Source organism: Pseudomonas sp. R5-89-07, assembly GCF_003851685.1.
Classification (GTDB): Bacteria; Pseudomonadota; Gammaproteobacteria; order Pseudomonadales; family Pseudomonadaceae; genus Aquipseudomonas.
Genome location: NZ_CP027727.1, coordinates 3860065 through 3878464 on the forward strand (window position 1 = coordinate 3860065; position 18400 = coordinate 3878464).

Annotated in this window: 10 protein-coding genes and 1 tRNA gene; 5 read left to right on the plus strand and 6 right to left on the minus strand. The window is 61.3% G+C overall.

Annotation, left to right across the window (positions count from 1 at the left end; all coding sequences use genetic code 11):
- Positions 1–3 precede the first annotated feature (3 nt).
- From C4J94_RS17595 to C4J94_RS17610, 5 genes are all read left to right on the plus strand, one after another.
- Positions 4–10416, plus strand: a complete 10413-nt coding sequence (locus tag C4J94_RS17595) for a LysM peptidoglycan-binding domain-containing protein (RefSeq protein WP_124387347.1) — start codon at positions 4–6, stop codon at positions 10414–10416.
- Between the two features lie 69 nt (positions 10417–10485).
- Entirely contained in the window at positions 10486–10956 is a 471-nt protein-coding gene (locus C4J94_RS17600) for a hypothetical protein (RefSeq protein ID WP_124387348.1), read from the plus strand.
- The gene (locus tag C4J94_RS27880) at positions 10947–11399 is read left to right on the plus strand and encodes a DegT/DnrJ/EryC1/StrS family aminotransferase (RefSeq protein ID WP_256657548.1); all 453 of its coding nucleotides are present in this window, start codon (positions 10947–10949) and stop codon (positions 11397–11399) included. Before C4J94_RS17600 ends, C4J94_RS27880 begins: the two co-directional genes overlap by 10 nt.
- Positions 11333–11944, plus strand: coding sequence for a hypothetical protein (locus C4J94_RS27885; protein WP_256657549.1), 612 nt, complete (start codon positions 11333–11335; stop codon positions 11942–11944). Before C4J94_RS27880 ends, C4J94_RS27885 begins: the two co-directional genes overlap by 67 nt.
- A complete protein-coding gene (locus C4J94_RS17610; RefSeq protein WP_124387349.1) occupies positions 11941–13164 on the plus strand; it encodes a hypothetical protein in 1224 nt (407 codons plus the stop codon). The genes C4J94_RS27885 and C4J94_RS17610 overlap by 4 nt, the downstream gene beginning before the upstream one ends.
- 523 nt (positions 13165–13687) lie before the next feature.
- On the opposite strand, the gene C4J94_RS17620 is transcribed toward C4J94_RS17610, so the two are convergent.
- From C4J94_RS17620 to rplT, 6 genes are all read right to left on the minus strand, one after another.
- Positions 13688–13764, minus strand: a tRNA-Pro gene (locus tag C4J94_RS17620).
- A gap of 91 nt (positions 13765–13855) precedes the next feature.
- Entirely contained in the window at positions 13856–14212 is a 357-nt protein-coding gene (locus tag C4J94_RS17625) for a MerR family transcriptional regulator (protein ID WP_003174972.1), read from the minus strand.
- On the minus strand, positions 14193–14495 hold the full coding sequence (ihfA, locus tag C4J94_RS17630; protein WP_002553164.1) for an integration host factor subunit alpha: 303 nt from the start codon (positions 14493–14495) through the stop codon (positions 14193–14195). Before ihfA ends, C4J94_RS17625 begins: the two co-directional genes overlap by 20 nt.
- A 3-nt stretch (positions 14496–14498) precedes the next feature.
- Complete coding sequence (gene pheT, locus C4J94_RS17635) at positions 14499–16877, minus strand: phenylalanine--tRNA ligase subunit beta (protein ID WP_124387350.1); 2379 nt, start codon at positions 16875–16877, stop codon at positions 14499–14501.
- A gap of 26 nt (positions 16878–16903) precedes the next feature.
- Positions 16904–17920: a phenylalanine--tRNA ligase subunit alpha gene (gene pheS, locus C4J94_RS17640; RefSeq protein ID WP_034099107.1), complete on the minus strand. Its 1017-nt coding sequence runs from the start codon at positions 17918–17920 to the stop codon at positions 16904–16906.
- A 109-nt stretch (positions 17921–18029) separates the two neighbouring features.
- Complete coding sequence (gene rplT / locus C4J94_RS17645; protein WP_005789679.1) at positions 18030–18386, minus strand: 50S ribosomal protein L20; 357 nt, start codon at positions 18384–18386, stop codon at positions 18030–18032.
- Between the last annotated feature and the right edge of the window lie 14 nt (positions 18387–18400).

An 18400-nucleotide genomic window follows, 5' to 3' on the forward strand; every position in this document is an offset into this window, starting at 1 on the left:
CAGATGGCCAACAACCCACTGAGCAACCTCGCCGCGGCGCTGACTCGCGATGCCGGCGCCCCGATCCTCCTCACCCGTGACTACCTGATCGCAGGCCTGGCGGATGCCGGCGTCAGCGTTTCTGACAGCCTGGACAGCGACCTCAACGCGGCCTTCCAATCGCCTGTCGCCGGGTTGTCGATCAGCCTGACAGCGCAAAGCGTGCAACCGCTGAACCCGACCAGCCAAACGTTCAAGGCCACGGGCGTCAGTGCGCGGTTTCTGCAACAGGACGTGCAGCAGGGGCTGGTGTTGACCTTTGGCCTGAGGGGCATCGTCGGTGCCCAGGCCTTGAGCCTGGAGGTCGTTACCACGCCGGCCAGTTGGACCTGGTCCGATCTGTCGAATTTTGCCACCGGGATTCCCTTCAAGTGGGCCGTGATCAGCAACGCGGTGTTCACCTTCAATGACAACCTGGGTCCCTGCCAGGGATTTACCGCCAACCTGACGCCGCCCGCCCAGCTCAGCAATGCGGTCGCGGTGGTGCAGGGCCTGGGCTTTCCAACCCTCGCCCTGCCCTTTAGCGGCAGCATGGATTTCGCCAAGGTCGACGGGATCGACATCTTCATGCCGACCACGACCCTGCAGGCGGCTTTCCTCGGCGCGGACAGCGGTTTGAAACTGTTTAATCTGAGTGTCGATGCGCCGGTTTTCGGGTTGATCATCGGCCCGCCGGAACTGCAGGACGGCGACGACCCGGCGCAAGCCTTCTACGACCAGCAGGTCAGCCTGTATCTGGGCCTCGACCTGAGCCTGACGGACCAGCGCGGTCAATCCATCGACTATCAGATGCGCGCCCTGGCCCAGATCAACAATGGCAACGCGTTCAATTTCTACCTCGGCCACAGCGACGACGGCAGCGCCCTGTTGACCCCGGCCACGGTCATCGGCCTGCTGGATAACAACGGCAGTTTTTTCACGGGAACGCCACCGGTCCTGCAGCAGTTCCTTTCCGGGATCGGCCTGCGCAGCCTCAGCCTCAGCGGCGCCACCAGCCCCAGCCTGGCCCTGAGCAGCGCCAGCGTGACCTTGGGGGCAGACCCGACGGTGATCAATGCCGGGCACCCTTGGGTCCCCTTGCAGGACCCGACCAACCAGTTGGTTTTCGGCGTCACCGATTTCGAGTTGGTATGGGGCATCAACTTTCTTCCCCAGGGCAGTGCCCATAGTTTTCTGTTCCAGACCCAGTTCCTGTTGTTACCCGAAGTGTTCAAGGGCAAGACCACCGGAGAAAACGGCCTGTTCTTCGTCCAATTCAATTCCGACCTGCAGTTGCTCGCACGTTTTGACGGTACCGCCAATCTCAACGACCTGATTGCCACGCTCACCCTGGGTTTGATCCGCATTCCCAAGAGCTTCGTCGATGCCTCGCTGTCCGACGTAGGCCTGAGCCTTGACGTGGGCGCCAAGAGCTACGCCTTCAACGCCGGCTTCGAACTGGACCTGAACCTGTTCACGCTCGACGACCAGCCGATACTCTCGGTCACCGACGGTCAGCTTTATATCAAGGCCACCACCCCCACCAGTGCCAGCGGTATCGCCAATACCGCGCCGGTCACCACTTACCAGGCGGGCATCGGCGGACTGGTCGGCATCGGGCCGTATTTCGCCAACGCCAGCATCGACTATGACGGCACCCAGTCCCCAGCCACCTGGACAGTGGCCGCACGGCTGGCGCAACCGGTGGATGTGCAACAGCTGGTCAGCCAATTCCTCAGCTTCGGTGGCGCCTTCACGTTCCCGGACTTCCTGCCTGGCACGCTGCTGGTCGACACGCTTGAGGTGGACGCCACTCTTGCCACTGGTGCCACGCCGATCGACCGCTACACCGTCGCCGGTAGCCTGCGCTGGACCTTCAACCTGGGCCAGGCCTTCAGCGTCGACACCCTGGCCACCCTGAGCCTGAGCTACGACGCCAGCAAACCCGCCCAACAGCAGTATAGTGGCAGCGCTACTACGCTGTGGGATTTCAGTTTCCTCAACGACAGCGTGTTGCTGGGCTATAGCTTCGCGCCCGACAATCAGGGCAGCAATGCCCAATTGAGCCTGTCCTGGGAAGGCTTGACGGCGATTTATCAGGTCGACAGGAAAACCCTGACCTTCACCTTGGAAAACTGGAGCCTGGGGCGCCTGATCCAGAAACTCATGCAGTCCCTGGGCGACCCCTACTTTACGCTCGACTCACCCTGGGACGTGCTCAACCAGGTTTCCCTCGACGGCCTGTCACTGGTCATCAACCTGCAAACCAGTAACGGCAGCACGCCGACCATCGCCGCCAAATACACCCTGGCGAGCAAAATTGACCTGGGTTTCATGAGCATCGACGGCCTGGTGTTCGAACGCAAGAAGGTCGACGGCGTCGACAAAATCACCCTGGGCATCGACGGCTCCTCTGTGTTCAAAGGCAACAATCCCGAGGAACAACAGGATTGGAGCAACCTGCTGGATCCCCAGAAAGGCCAGCCCGTGGACAAGCTGCCTTCGGTTCCGGGCCAAGGTACGGACTATTTCAGCCTACCGTTGCTGGTACTTGGCCAACGCGTGGCCATCAGTGGCTACGACAGCTTCGCCAATACCAAAGCGGTGATCGACGCCTTGAAAGCGGTGCCTTCAACGACCGGTTCCAGCAACCCGCTGAACCCTGGCGACAGCGGCACCAAGGGCACGCCGTACTACAACCGCAACAGCGACTGGCTGATCGCCGGGCAACTGTTGCTGCTCAAGACCGGCAAGGACTGGACCGTCGACCTGATGCTGGTGTTCAACGACCCCAACCTCTACGGCCTGCGCATGGCCCTTGCCGGAGAGAAAGCCAAGGCGCTGGGTAATCTGGTGCTCGACATCCTCTACAAGAAAATCACCGACGATGTGGGCGTCTACCAGATCGAATGGACCTTTCCCGACAGCATCCGCAACCTGAACTTCGGTGCGGTATCGATCGTGCTGCCGGAAATTGGAGTGAAGATCTATACCAATGGCGATTTTTTCGTCGATATCGGCTTCCCCTACAATCTCGACTTTAGCCGTTCGTTCTCGATTAGCGCGATCGTCTACGGCGTACCAGTGCTGGGTGCCGGTGGTTTCTACCTGGGCAAGCTCTCGTCGGTCACCGCGACCCAGGTTCCGAAGACCACCCAGGGCACCTTCGACCCGGTGATCGTCTTCGGCCTGGGTCTGCAACTGGGCCTGGGCTACAACTTCGTCAAGGGGCCGCTCAAGGCCGGCTTCGCGCTGACCGTATTCGGCATCCTGGAGGGCACCATCGCCGCCTTTCACGCCTATCGCCCGTCCACCGCTCTGGTCACGGCCAACAGCAGTGTGCAGGACGACTACTACTTCAAGATCCAGGGCACCGTCGGGGTCATCGGCCTGCTCTACGGCAGCATCGACTTCGCCATTATTTCGGCGGCGGTCAACGTGCGTATCACCCTGTCGCTCTCCCTGACGTACGAAAGCTACATGCCAATTCCTATCGCCGCCCGAGCCACAGTGGAAGTCAGCGTCAAGGTCAAGATCGACCTGGGATTGTTCAGTTTCAGCATCAGCTTTTCCTTCCATGCCGACGTCTCGGCACGCTTTGAGATCAATGCCCTCAACAGCGGCCCGGCCCCCTGGGCCGAGCCGACCGCGTTGCTGGCTCGCCAGGCTCGGCATCTGCAACTCGCCGCCCAGCGACGGGCCGTCAAACCCAAGGCAATGTCGGTGCCGCGCAGTGCAACCAAGCCGGCATTGAACCTGTACGCGACGCCGCAATTCACCGTGATGTGCAACGAAGGCGTGAACAGCTACAGCGGCCAGCAAGGTGCTTTCGTGTTCCTGTTGACCATGGACGCACCGTCCCCGACTCAACCGACACGGCAGGCGGTTGGCGCCAGTAGTTTCGAGCGCTTGTGCGCAGATTACCTGCCGTGGCTGATCGGCACCCTGGGCTCAGCCAGAAGCGAGCAGGACACCCTGGCCGACATCCTTGGCACGTTGGTGGACAAGGCCCTGCTGGAGGTGGATATCGAACGCCTCGCCGACCTGGCCAACCCGCCGTTCGGCATCAGCGAGTTGCTGACGTTCCTGTCGTCCTTCGACGTCAGCATCACGTTGCCCGACGCTGCCAACCAGGCGCAGATCAAGCAGGTGCTGGAGGCCGGCTCGGTGCTGTTCCCGGTCTTCGACGGCCTGTCGCTGGACGTCCCCCTGGCGAACGCCGGTAGCGCGACCCTGGACTTTCTCCAGTACGTGGGCACCAACAGCACCTACCGCAGCAACGTCGCGCAGTTATTCAAGGAACTGGCGGCGGTTATCACGACCAAGGATGAACGCCGCGCGCCGCCGCTGCGCGCCGCGGACGATGATAACGAATCGATGGCCGCCGTGATTTTTACCGATGCCTTCATGGTCATCGGCCGCCAACTGTTGCAGGTTGCCCTCAATGCCTTTGACGACTACGCCTATGCCACGGCCAACGGCAACTCCATCGAACAGATCCTGCAATGGACCAATGAAGCTCGCGGCAACAGCCTGACCCTCGACGATATTGTCCGGCCCAACGGCGAAGTCGCCTTGACTGATGGGCTGACGCTGGACATCCCCCTGCCGGCCTATACCCTGCAAAGCAGCGACACCCTGGCAACAGTCGCACGGGCCTGGTCCGACAGCGCCGTGCCAGCCCGTTGGACGACCACCGCGGCGGGTTTGATCCTGGCCAACGGCAACTCGACGGTGATTGCCGCCGGTCAACTCATCAGCCTGATGGCGGGCAACGATATTCACCAATACACCACGGGCCCCGGGGAAACGTTCAACAGCCTGGCCAGGGCCCTGGGTATCGACCTGCCGGTACTGGCCCGGGACAACGCGCTCTACACCATGGCCGGCCTGCTGTTGCCGGGCCAACCGTTGCTGCTGCCGAGCCTGGCGTACCAGACCGCCGCTGGCGACAGTCTGAACAGCAGCAGCGCACGCTTTGGCGTGAATACCATGGCCCTGTTCAGTGATCCGCTGTCTGGCAACCTCAGTGTCGGACCGCTATTCGCCACGCAGCAGATCACCCTGACAGCCCTCGATAGCCTCTTTACCCAAGACCTGTGGGCCGTGGTGGTGGGCACCGATCAACTGGCCCAGTTGGCGGGCATGCTTTCGCGCTTCCTGGCCTATGGCCTGCGCCTGCCGTCAAACCCGGCGGGCATGGGTGGCTTGAGCCTGGGCGCGCAATTCCTCTACCCAAACAACCAGAGCGCCTATGGTCTCTATCAACTGACCGGCCAGCAGTTCCCCACGCCAACCGACCAGATGCCCGGGACTGACTTCCCCATCAGCCTGAGCCGCAACGCCAGCAGCCATGGTGTCGACTTGTCGTTCGTCAAGATCGCCGGCGGCAGCAGCGGCTCAATGAACCTGAACGAGGCCTACAGCAACCTTTGCGTGGTGCTGGCCTACGCGCAACAAGGCAAGTTCCAGCCGGCACCGAGCATCAGCCTGCTGCCGACCGTCGCCCGCAGCCCGAAAGACTATGCGGTTAAAAGCGTCTCCCTGTGGTCAACCGCCGACCTCCAGCAACTGCGTGACCTCTGCCAGCCGAACCTGCGCGCCTCAACCGAAGAGGCGCCCAGCGTGCAACCCCTACTCTGGTCCCTGCCGGATGGCCTGGTCCTACTGAGCAACCAGCGGGTGGGCTGTCTCGCCCCGCAACTGCCTGATCTCTCGCAGCAACTGCCCTACCTGCCGGCCTTCACCCCTTGGGAAGTTTCAACCGACCCCGCAACCCTCGAAACGACGCGCCGCGAAATAGTCTCCTACAGCTACGCGACCCGGGTCGACTTCACCATCAAGCGGCTGCCCCAGGCCGAGCCCGGCGTCATCGCCAGCGACGGCAGCAGCCTGTCTTATACCTACCAACTGCTGGGCCCTTCAGCCACCGATGCACAATTGCTGGAGCGTCTGTTGAGCGCAGTGAGCGAGTTGGGTACGTCAATCATCAGCGGCCAGTTCCTGCTGATGCCCCAGGGCAATGCCAAGGCCAGCAACCTGCTGAGTCAGGCACAGAGCGACTTCCTCGCGTTTCTGACCCAGACCAACCTGTCAACCGAAACCAACCCGCCACCCGACTTGATGACCCCGCGCACGGCCGACGACGCTGGGCCGCGCGGTATCCTCAACCCCCCTCAGGAAGTGGTGAAACTGCTCTGGGAACTGTCTACCGTCCGTTCGGGCGGCTACTACTTGAGCTATTACGACGTGATCGCCGCCAGCGGGTTGCCCGATGGGATTTTCGACGACAGTGGCACGGCGACCCTGACGCTGGTAGTGACCTATCCACGCGGCGCCCTGCAAGGCCGCCTGTGCAACTTCATCAACGCCTTTGTCACCACCGATACGGTGATCCAGCAAGGCAGCCACATGGCCCTGCGCTCGACCAGCACCGTAGGGCTCAGCCAGCCGACCCGCGCCAGCGACAGCCTGGAAAGCCTGGCGACGTTCTACGGTATCGGCTCCGGACGCATTGCCGAACTCAATCCGGGCGCAACACTGACCACCAACGCACAGGTACCGATAGACGGCATCATCCACTTGGTGACACCGGCCGACGCCAGCGCAGGCAATGGCGTGCCCGCGGCAATTCTCGACAATCTGGCCCGCTACTACTCGGTGGGGGCACTGCAACCGGTCACCGCCGCGCAGATCGCGGCCCTCAACCCCGGCGTCAGCGCTGCCAGCACCGTGGCGCTGTTCATCCCGGCTCTGGTCTATATCGTTGACGGCAGCCTTGCACCGGGCAACAGCCTGCAGTCCCTGGCCGATTACTACGGGCTCGATCTCGAAGCACTGGCGGTCGGTGCCGAGCGAGTAGTCGGGCTGCTGGTCAGTGGCAGCGCATTGACCCTTGATACCCGCACCTTCGATTTGCAAGCGGTGTTCAACCAAGGCAATGCCGCTTTCAGTGTCCTGCGTGACAACCCGCCACCGGTGGACTCCCCGAGTGTGGACCCAGACGGTTATGCCAGTGCCTATCTGTACAACCTTTACTCGGTGCTGAGTGCAGGCATCGACGGCTCGCCCTGGTTCAGCGCCAGCGACCTGGCCCTGCCCTTCGGGCCACAGCGGCCGGACATTGGGGCGGATGAACTTGAGGCGCAAAGCCATCGTCGAGCCATGCGCAACCTGCAGAGCCGACGCGAGGCCCTCAACGCCCTGGCCGAGGACAGCCAGTACACCTATCAGCAAACCCTTGGCCTGGCACGCCGCGCTACCAGCAATGCCGCCCCGCAGCCGGTGGACCCAGGCCTGCCGGCCGCCTCCGACAACCCCTATCGAGGGGTGGGCAGCTTCGCCCAGGTGAACCTCTCCTGGCTGGACATCTTTGGCAACATCACAGTGACGCCCTTCCAGCAGCCGCCGGCCGGCTACAGTGGCAGCCTCAACCATCCCCCACTGCCGTTGCGCTACAACGATCGCCTGATCGCCCTGTCGGCCTGGCCCAACACCCGCGCCTTCTACGCCTATGAAGCCGCTGCCGGCGGTGTGCAACTGGTTATCCATCTGAGCCTCGACACCTCCAGTTACGACCCGGCAGGCGGCGGCGACATCAAGGTCCAGGCAGGTAAGGATCTGGAAATGTTCAGCCTGATCTACTACCAACTGAACCAGTCCTACCAGGACTTGAACCTGCCCTGGTGCAACGGCCGCGCGGTCAGCGTGGAACTGCTCAACAGCCTGTTCGCCCAGCCACTGAGCCAGCTCGACGTCAGCCAGTCGCAGCCGTTGCTGGACTACATCAACGGGGTGATTCTGTACCTCGGCCAATTGATCCAGGGCGCCACTGCAACACCGCCGACTACCGTGCGCCTGTGCCTGGCGGTGGATATCGATAGCCTCGCGCCCGGCTCGATCCTGCCCCTGAGCCTGACCCTCAGCCTGCGGCGCGTCTCGACCCTGGTGGCGCCGGATGTCGCCGGCCTGGCAGGCGGCGTGGCGGTGGCCAGTACCCTGCTGCCGGTCCCCGATCCAGCGACGGCCAGCACCAGTGGATATAGCGTGTTCGCCGCAGCCTTCGAGGCGCTGTTCCTGCGCCCCGGCGCCTGGCTGACCCGGGTCGGCAGCGGCACCGCAGACCCCGGCAGCACGCCGGACGGACGCAGCCAGACGCTGTGGGCCGTTCGTTTCGCCGAGCAGGATGGCGCGGCAGGTATTCGCTACCGCATCGATCCGGTCCCAGGCTACTTCGCAGCCCGGCCGATCGCTAACAGCCTGACCTCCGACAGCGTGCAGATCTACCCCACCTACCGGCCGGACCAGCCGTTCCCTGGCGATGAGCTGGCGACACTCAACCTCACTGGCGTCGATCAGAACCTCTGGTTCGAAACCGCCCTCAAGGCCATCGACGGCTTCCTGTCACCGACCTATGCCCCCTCAGTGTTCCTGCTCGATACCCTGCTCGGCAGCAAGGACCCGCTCAAGGACGGTAATCTCGGCAAAATCCTCAGCGCCAAGCAGGTGCTGGCTGACGATATCGCGTCCACCCTGGAACCGGTGCTATCGGCAGGTCCGCAAGACGGGGCAACCCGCGCCGCAGCGGCTGAAAAATTGCGCCAGACCTTGCTCAACCAGCTGTACTCGGCCTACAGCACCACCGCTATCGTCGGCTTCTGCGTGCAAGGCAGCGCGACCGACCAAACGTTGTCGCTGTACGGCCAGCCGAGCGCTTCGGGCTCCAGTCAGTCAACGCCCGGCACAGGGAACGACAACTACGCCTTTGGCAGCGGCCGCATTCGCTTGCAGGCTTCGGTTGGCGAAAGCGCCCTTGCGTTTGTGTTCAATTCGCGCAACGAGGCAGCAAGGAGCTATGTACCACTGGAACTGGCGTTGCAGGTCAGTCACTTGGAACACGACATGCGCAGCGTTCCGGGGATCAGCGGCTACGCCCAATCGAACTGGATCTCATTGATCAGCGGGCCGTTGGTGATCCCCTTGGCCGGGGGGCAGACCATGAACCTGCCGGTGCTGCTGCGAGCCTTGCCTGAACCACCGACGGTCCAAAGCCAGACAGCGACAGCCTGGGCACAGCCAGCACAAAGTGCCTGCGACCTGAGCAAGTGGACTTATGCCTTTGACTCCCTGGTCCGGGGTGCCGCCCAGGACAGCCTCAACGTCGCCATAGCCCTGAACACCCCGACAACCAACGGCGCGCTGCGCAGCACTGGTAAAAGCCTGGTCGCCGCATTGGCCCAGTTCGTCACCGTTTACCCGAGCATCGAAGTGGCCATGCAGCAAAGCCTCACCGGGATCAATGTCAGCCAGCCGACCGAGCTGCAAATCGCCGCGGCCCAGCATGCGGTGGCGGCCTTCGTGTACATCGTCCAGGAGGTCACCGATGCCTACCACGCCTGGGCCAATCCGATCCGCAGTAAAACCACATTTGTGCCGCCCCAGGCCCTGACCTGCGCCTTCAGCCAGGTGCTCGCCGCGGTGACAATCGACGGGCGAGAGGCGGCCGAGACCCTGTTGCTGGACATGACCATCAACGATGTGGCGGCCAGCTACGATCCAGGTACCGGCCGAACCAGCGCCACCCTCGCCCAATGGGGCGAGGTCAGCCTGCCGGCCCCACGGGTGGAAATAGATCCGACGCAGTACGAGGCGGTGAGCGTCATCGATCCGGACAACCCCGGATTGATCGCCTACCGTTATCGCCTCAAGGGGGCCGTGCCGGCAAAATGGCTCGATTACGCGCAAGCGCTGCTGGTCAACGAGCGCCACACCAGCCTGCCGGCCCTCAATGTGTTCGATCATCAAGACGCGTGGGCTTCGCTGTCGGTGGAGCGCAACCGCATCCTGTTCCCCGCCGCGCAGATCGGCACTTTGCAGACCAATCCGCTGTTCCGCTTCTCCACACCGGTCGTGCGCTTTGTCGACAGCATCAGCCCCCACATCACACAGGACAGCTTCTCCCTGGACAGCCTGCCAGTGGCGAATGCAAGTCTGGACGACTACTTGAATGCGTTTTTTGCCGCCCTGGGTTCAGGCAGCAACGGCACCACGGTCCAGGTGGGCATGGAGGGGCGCTACAGCTACGACATCGCAGGGCAGGGAGTCGTCGCGCGCACCGTGCTGCCGGCCGCGCTGATGTTGCCGGTGACCACTTCGCTGAACAACCCGCCCGCCTTCATCAGCACGTTCAGCCAGGCCATCGATCGCTGGCGCCTGGCCGAAAAAGCCACGGTCCAGGGCAACGCACGGGTCGACCTGACCCTACGCGCGTTCAGCGCCGACGATCCGACCCAACTGGCACAGGGAGCACTGCCCTCAGACAACCAACCGCCATTGCTGAGCATCGAAAATCTCTGGATATCAGCCAACAAGGTTCCCCCGGGACAAGGAGGTCTATGAGGCGAAAATGCACTGAGTACGGTAGATGACATTGACAGGCTTAAACTCAAACATATTGGAGTACACCTTATGAACGGACACACCAATCCCTCCTTTGCCGAAGCTACGCCATTGGGCGCGTCTGACGTGCAATTCATCAATGACCTGCATGAGCTACTGGAGCGCCATGGCAACCTGGATCGCTTCGGACTCTGCCTGCTGCATGACCACTTCGCGGTGGCCGAGGACGAGATTCTCCTTGAGTGCAACGATCACGATGCCCGCACCTTGCATCTGGATGTGGTCAAGCGTGCGACCCTGGCCCAAAGCAAGTTCACCAGTTGGCGCATTGGCGGGGCCCGGGCCGAAGCCTTGACCGCTTGCGCCATGGACAAGTGCAAGGTCGAAGCCCTGACCGCTTGCGCCATGGACAAATGCAAGGTTGAAGCCCTGACGGCCTGCGCCATGGACAAGTGCAAGGTTGAAGCCCTGACCGCTTGCGCCATGGACAAGTGCAAGGTTGAAGCCCTGACCGCTTGCGCCATGGACAAATGCAAGTAGCCCCCAGCACCGCCGATGGTCAGTGGCGAGCACGGGAAGCCGACAGGCTCCCGTGCTCGTCCTGGCTCGCACAGTTTTACGCCCGCCGTCACGCAGCCCTGGTAGGCAGCGGCACCGCAGCGCTGGAACTGGCGTTACGGCAATTAGGCGTCACAACCGAGTGGCGGGTGGCCGTTCCGGCGGCTACCTGTCATCAGGTGGTGGCAGCTGTCCTCAATACCGGTGCGGTACCGGTCATCATTGAAAACGGTGCTGAGTTACTGCTCAGCAGCGCCGCCCTGGGGTGTCATAAAAACAGCCTGGATGCAGTGATCGCCGTTATCAATACGGTTTGCCTTGCGACATTCCGGCCCTGCGGCGACAACTGGGGTCGCAGATGCCAATCATCGAAGACAGCGCTGGCGCCTGGGACGTCAATCGACCTGGCGCATCACGGGTGGTGACCTCCCTGGGAAGCGGAAAGCCGCTGGATATCGGCGGTGGCGGCGCAGTGTTCAGCGACACCCCGGTGGATGCCGATATCGATGTATGGTCGCCAGGCCAACGTTCGCGACCACGCCCGGCGTCGAGCCCGCCCTTGTCGGTCCATGCCCTGCCCGCCCTGATGCAGGCCGTCGCAACGGCCCAGGCGCGAACCCAAAAGCTGCGGCTGCAGGTGCCCGCATTATTGGTGCAGTTGCGTCAATATGGTCTGGATCCCTGGATAACCCAGGACTCATCGGCACCCAGCTGGCAATTCATTCCGATCCGCACTCGCGACGCCCGGGTCTTCGAACACCTTCGCTACAGCCCTCATGCCGATCTCCTCGGCGTCTGTGCCCCAGCCCCGCGCCCACTGAGGGAATTACCCATGCTTGGCACTCGCGCAGAGGTGGCCCAGGGGCCGCGGCCCACCTTGGACCTGCATCGCAACTGGATACTGCTCGACCCCCTGGCCGCCCTCGACCATCCGCAACATCTGGCGGCCTGGGTCGCAGACCTGCCATGAGTCCGCGCATCCATGACCTGGCCCAGCCTTTCACTATCGGCCCAAGGGTGCGGCACCTTGCGGACTACGCCGACAGTGGCCAGGCCTTGATCGAAGAACAGGTGCTGGGGGTGGCCGACGCCCGGGTCCTGTTCGCCAACTATGCAGCGATTCGGGCCGACTTCGGCATGCTTTGGGGATCGCATACGGACACGTCCTCGCACATCGAGATCGACCATTGGCTGCTGGACAACGCCGCCTTTATCTCCAGCAGCCAAGCCGCAGCGCAAGGCATCAACACCCCGATCGCGCTCGACAGCCGCCGCGCGTCGGCTTGGCGTCCGCCCCGCTATGGCAGGGCCGCAGTGCTTTGTTTGCCCTCCAGCGATCAGGTGCTATTCGACATCAAAGGCATCGGTGTGCCCCCGGATGAAGCCCCCGTGCTTCCTCATTCCAACGGTTTGCTGACCCTGGCCGAGGCCATGCACGAAGTGCTGATGGAACATCTGGTATTGGCAGCCATGACTCATGCAAAAGAGGCGATCACTCCGCTGCCGACCTATGCCGTAATTGACCTGGGCTTCGACGCCTTGTGGCATGACGGTCGAGCCTCTGAACCCGCCGTCCTGTTATTGCGCCGACCCTGCACCCGCCCGCGCTGCCAGTGGCAACGTTACTGGCAAGGGGCTGAGCTGGCGGGCGCCTTGATGCAAGCCGAACTGCGCCTCAGGCGTTATGGCCTGACAGCCAGCAGCTGTGGCGCGGTGCGTTTTCACGTCAGCCGTGAGAATGGGAAACTGCAGGTACAACGCGACGGCGCAACACTCAAGGTCAACAACCAGGTGACCAAGCGATTGGAACAGATGCTGGCGAACAACCAAGGCAAGCCGCTGGTGATCGACGGCGTCAATGTACAGTTGGCCGGGGAGTCCAGCGCCGAGCCCCTGCAGCTGCAGATCATGGACTTTGGCCGCTATCGTTTTGCCGAGCGCTTTGACCATCACCTGTACGCCTGGATCGACGCTGACTACCAGAACCTCAACGGGCTCTACATGGCGCCCGACCACCTGCAATACATTCAGCCAGACCCGCTACTGAGCCTGGCAAAGGCCGTCGAAGGAACTGCTTTCGCCGCCCTTCAACAACAACTCCGAGACTTTCGCCAAAAGCCTGGGGACGATGATCTATGCCAGGCTGTACGCGCCGCTCTGGAAGAAGCCTGCCGTCCTTTGCGTTCCTGAACTGACAGTAGAAGGAGGTAAGGCAGTACATTCCAGGTCTGCTGACCGGGCAAGCAGGTCGCTTTCTGCGGAGCAATGAAGATGGTCACGAACTTGGTCCTCGAGACCATCCAGCTAGAACGTCCTGCCGTCATTGGTGAACTGATCAGCAAGCGCCAGGCGGAATGCCGTCTTTGTTGAAGTCCTTCAAGCGCTCACGCTCTTGCTCAGTGGAGTGCGCTGGGGTTTCCTGCTCGGGCTCTTTCTTCTTTTCTTCAGTCATCGCTATATCCTCTGGGTGGTAGCTGTTTCGGCACCTAGTGGAATGAGCAGTTCAAATCCATTAACTCCACCGCCAGGCATGGCCCGGCAAGGCCCCCGGTGAGCATAGAGGCCACAGCTCAGCCATCCCACCGATTTTGAGAGCGCTGGGCTCGACTGAAGTCTAGATTGAGCATGGCGTGAAAAAACGACAAGTCACGCAAAACTCACGCACATGAAAAAGGCCAATGCTGTGAACATTGGCCTAACTCATTGAAAAATATGGTCGGGACGGAGTGATTCGAACACTCGACCCCTAGCACCCCATGCTAGTGCGCTACCGGACTGCGCTACGCCCCGACTAGGCGTGTTACTGGGTTTGCTTCTTGACGAAGCGAACCGGAATATACCGCAAGCTTTTGAAATGTGGAAGTATTTTTAAAAGCCTGAATCACTTCTTCAGCACCACCAACACATCTTCGAGTTCGGAGATCATCTGGCGGATCAGTTGCTTGTATTGGGTGGTGTCGTCTTTGGCTTCATCACCGGACATGCGCTGGCGCGCGCCGCTGATGGTGAACCCCTGGTCGTACAGCAATGCACGGATCTGTCGGATCATCAGCACGTCCTGGCGCTGATAATACCGACGGTTCCCGGTGCGTTTGACGGGGTTGAGTTGAGGAAACTCCTGCTCCCAGTAGCGCAGCACGTGCGGTTTTACCGCACACAGCTCGCTGACTTCACCGATGGTGAAGTAGCGTTTGCCCGGGATGACGGGTAGTTCGTCGTTATGACTTGGTTCCAGCATAAGCCTCAACTCGGGCCTTCAACTTCTGCCCTGGACGAAAGGTGACCACACGGCGAGCCGTGATCGGGATTTCTTCTCCCGTTTTTGGATTGCGGCCAGGCCGCTGGCGTTTGTCCCGCAGGTCAAAATTGCCGAAACCGGACAATTTGACCTGTTCGTTGTCTTCCAAAGCGTGCCGGATCTCTTCAAAAAACAGCTCGACCAATTCCTTGGCCTCGCGCTTGTTCAGACCCAGCTCTTCGTATAGACGTTCCGCCATCTCAGCTTTCGTCAAAGCCCCCATACGTCACTTCCTTAACGTGGCGTTCAACCTTTGTTCGAGCGAGGTGAGGATATTTTGTGTCGTGGTATTCACCTCATCGTCATTAAGAGTGCGCGATGGATGCTGCCAGGTCAAGCCAACCGCTAGGCTTTTTCTATGCGGATCAATGCCTTTACCTTGATAGACGTCAAATAGCCTGAGGTCTGTCAGCCATTCCCCTGCATTTTCACGGATTACATCCAGAACGGCAGTGGCGGCGACTTCACGATCGGCGATCAGGGCCAGATCACGACGCACTTCAGGGAAGCGCGACAACTCGCTGAATTTAGGCATCTTGCCCGATGCAACTTCAGCCAGGAGCAGCTCGAAAACGAAGACTGGACGGTCCAGACCCAGGGTTTTCGACAGTTCCGGGTGAATGGCGCCGACAAAACCGACCAAACGACCTTCGCGCTCGATGCGCGCAGTCTGGCCTGGGTGCAGCGCAGGGTGTTTACCGGGCAGGAACGTGAAGGCGTCCAGCGCACCGGCGAAGCCCAGCACCGCTTCCACGTCAGCCTTGACGTCAAAGAAGTCCACGGCATCGCGGCCTTGTGCCCAGCCTTCCGGCAGGCGGCTACCGCAGACCACACCGGCCAGCATGGGCTCTTGCTTCAAGCCATCGAGCTGGCCCACAAAGCGCAGGCCGCTTTCGAACATGCGCACGCGGTCTTGCTGGCGGTTCAGGTTGTGAGACAAGGCCTTGACCAAGCCTGGCCACAGCGACGAACGCATGGCGGCCATATCGTTGGAAATGGGGTTGGCCAGCAACAGCGGCTCGACACCTGGGTTGAACAGCTCGAACTGCTTTGGATCGATGAAGCTGTAAGTCACGGCTTCCTGATAACCACGCGCAACCAGCAGGCGACGCAGTTCAGGCAGGTGCGCACGCGCTTCGGCCTTGGGCTGCGGCGCCAGACGTGCTTGCGGGTAGCGAACCGGCAGGCGGTTGTAGCCGTACAAGCGCGCCAGTTCTTCGATCAGGTCGACTTCCAGGCTGATATCGAAGCGATGGCTTGGCACTTCAACGTGCCACTGCCCTTCCCCACTCGTGGAGATGACAAGGCCAAGGGCCGACAGCAGTTGCTCGATCTCGGCAGGCTCGATCACCAGGCCAAGCATTTGCTCGACGCTTTTGGCACGCAGCGTGATCGGCGCAATGGACGGCAAGAATTGTTCGTTGACGGTTTCGGTGATCGGGCCGGCTTCGCCACCGGTGATTTCCAGCAGCAGGCCGGTGGCGCGCTCCATGGCTTCACGGGCGAGCTTCCAGTCTACGCCGCGCTCATAGCGGTGCGATGCATCGGTGTGCAGGCCGTAGGAACGGGCCTTGCCAGCGATGGCGATCTGGTCGAAGAATGCGCTTTCAAGGAATACGTCGCGAGTGGTCGCAGATACACCGCTGTGCTCGCCGCCCATCACGCCGGCGATGGCCAAGGCGCGGGTATGGTCGGCGATGACCAGGGTGTCTGCACGCAGGCTGACTTCCTGGCCGTCGAGCAGTACCAGCTTCTCGCCTTCTTCTGCCATACGCACACGGATGCCGCCGTTGATTTCAGCGAGGTCAAATGCGTGCAGCGGTTGGCCCAGCTCCAACATCACGTAGTTGGTGATATCGACGGCCGCATCGATGCTGCGTACGTCAGCGCGGCGCAGGCGCTCGACCATCCACAGCGGGGTCGGCCTGGACAGGTCGACGTTACGGATCACGCGGCCCAGGTAACGTGGGCAGGCGTTTGGCGCCAGCACTTCAATCGGGCGCACTTCGTCGTGCACGGCAGGCACGCTGGCAACCACCGGGCGGGTAACCGGAACGTTGTACAGCGCACCCACTTCACGGGCCAGGCCGGCCAGGGACAGGCAGTCGCCACGGTTCGGGGTCAGGTCGACCTCGATGCTGGCGTCTTCCAGTTCCAGGTAAACACGAATGTCCTGGCCTACCGGCGCGTCGGCCGGCAGCTCCATCAAGCCGTCGTTACCCTCGCCTACCTGCAGCTCAGCCTGGGAGCACAGCATGCCGTTGGACTCGACGCCGCGCAGCTTGGCCTTCTTGATCTTGAAGTCGCCTGGCAGTTCGGCACCAATCATGGCGAACGGAATCTTCAGGCCCGGGCGCACATTGGGCGCTCCGCACACGACCTGGAACGTTTGCGCGCCATTGCTGACCTGGCACACACGCAATTTGTCGGCATCCGGGTGCTGCTCGGTGCTCAGCACCTCGCCCACCACTACGCCACTGAATACACCGGCGGCCGGGCTGACGCTATCGACCTCAAGACCGGCCATCGACAGACGAGCAACCAGCTCGTCGCGCTCTACCTGCGGGCTTACCCAGCCACGCAGCCATTGTTCACTGAATTTCATCCTGCTCTCCTAAAGATTCGTTACGACTAGCGAAATTGCGCGAGGAACCGCAAGTCGTTGTCGAAGAACAGACGCAAGTCGTTCACGCCGTAACGCAGCATGGCCAGACGCTCAACGCCCATGCCGAAGGCAAAGCCCGAAAATTCTTCCGGGTCGATCCCGGACATGCGCAGCACGTTAGGGTGAACCATGCCGCAACCCATCACTTCCAGCCAGCCGGTCTGCTTGCACACGCGGCAGCCTTTACCGCTGCACATCACGCATTCCATATCGACTTCAGCGGACGGCTCGGTAAATGGGAAGAAGGACGGACGGAAACGCACCGCCAGCTCTTTCTCGAAGAACACCCGCAGGAACTCTTCGATGGTGCCCTTGAGGTCGGCGAAATTGATGTCGCGGTCAACCAGCAGGCCTTCGACCTGGTGGAACATCGGCGAGTGGGTGATATCGGAGTCGCTACGGTACACACGGCCTGGGCAGACAATGCGGATCGGCGGCTTGTTCGCTTCCATGGTGCGGACCTGTACGGGCGAGGTATGGGTGCGCAGCAACATGTTCGCGTTGAAATAAAAGGTGTCGTGCATCGACCGGGCCGGGTGATGGCCTGGGATGTTGAGCGCCTCGAAGTTGTGATAGTCGTCTTCGACCTCAGGGCCTTCGGCAATGCCGTAGCCAATATGGGTGAAGAACTGTTCGATACGTTCCAGAGTCCGGGTGATCGGATGCAGACCGCCCGAGGCCTGGCCACGGCCAGGCAAGGTCACATCAATGGACTCGGCGGCGAGCTTGGCCGCAAGATCGGCCTCCTCGAGCGACGCCTTGCGCGCATTGAGAACCTCGGTGACGCGCTCCTTGGCAACGTTGATCAGCGCACCGACCTGCGGACGCTCCTCTGCCGGCAAATTCCCCAGGGTCTTCATCACCTGAGTCAATTCGCCCTTTTTGCCAAGGTAGTGAACCCGGATTTGCTCCAGGGCATTGATATCTTCAGCGCTTTGCACAGCCTCAAGAGCTTGAGCGACGAGCGCGTCCAGGTTTTCCATGTACAGACTCCAGATACAAAATAGGGGAAGAGCTTGAAGGCTCTTCCCCTATTTATGACGTTTACCACCGTGGGCTACAGGAGTAACCCAGGGTGACTGTCGGGGGTACTTAAGCCAAGGAGGCTTTAGCTTTCTCGACAATCGCAGCAAACACCGCTTTTTCGTTCACGGCCAGTTCAGCCAGAACCTTACGGTCGATTTCGATGGACGCTTTTTTCAGGCCAGCGATGAAACGGCTGTAGGACAGACCGTTAACACGTGCACCAGCATTGATACGAGCGATCCACAGAGCGCGGAACTGACGTTTTTTCTGACGACGGTCACGGTAGGCGTATTGGCCTGCCTTGATTACCGCTTGCTTGGCAACACGGAATACGCGTGAACGCGCGCCGTAGTAGCCTTTAGCAAGTTTCAGAATTTTTTTGTGACGCTTACGGGCAATGACGCCACGCTTTACACGAGCCATGAGTTACTTCCTCT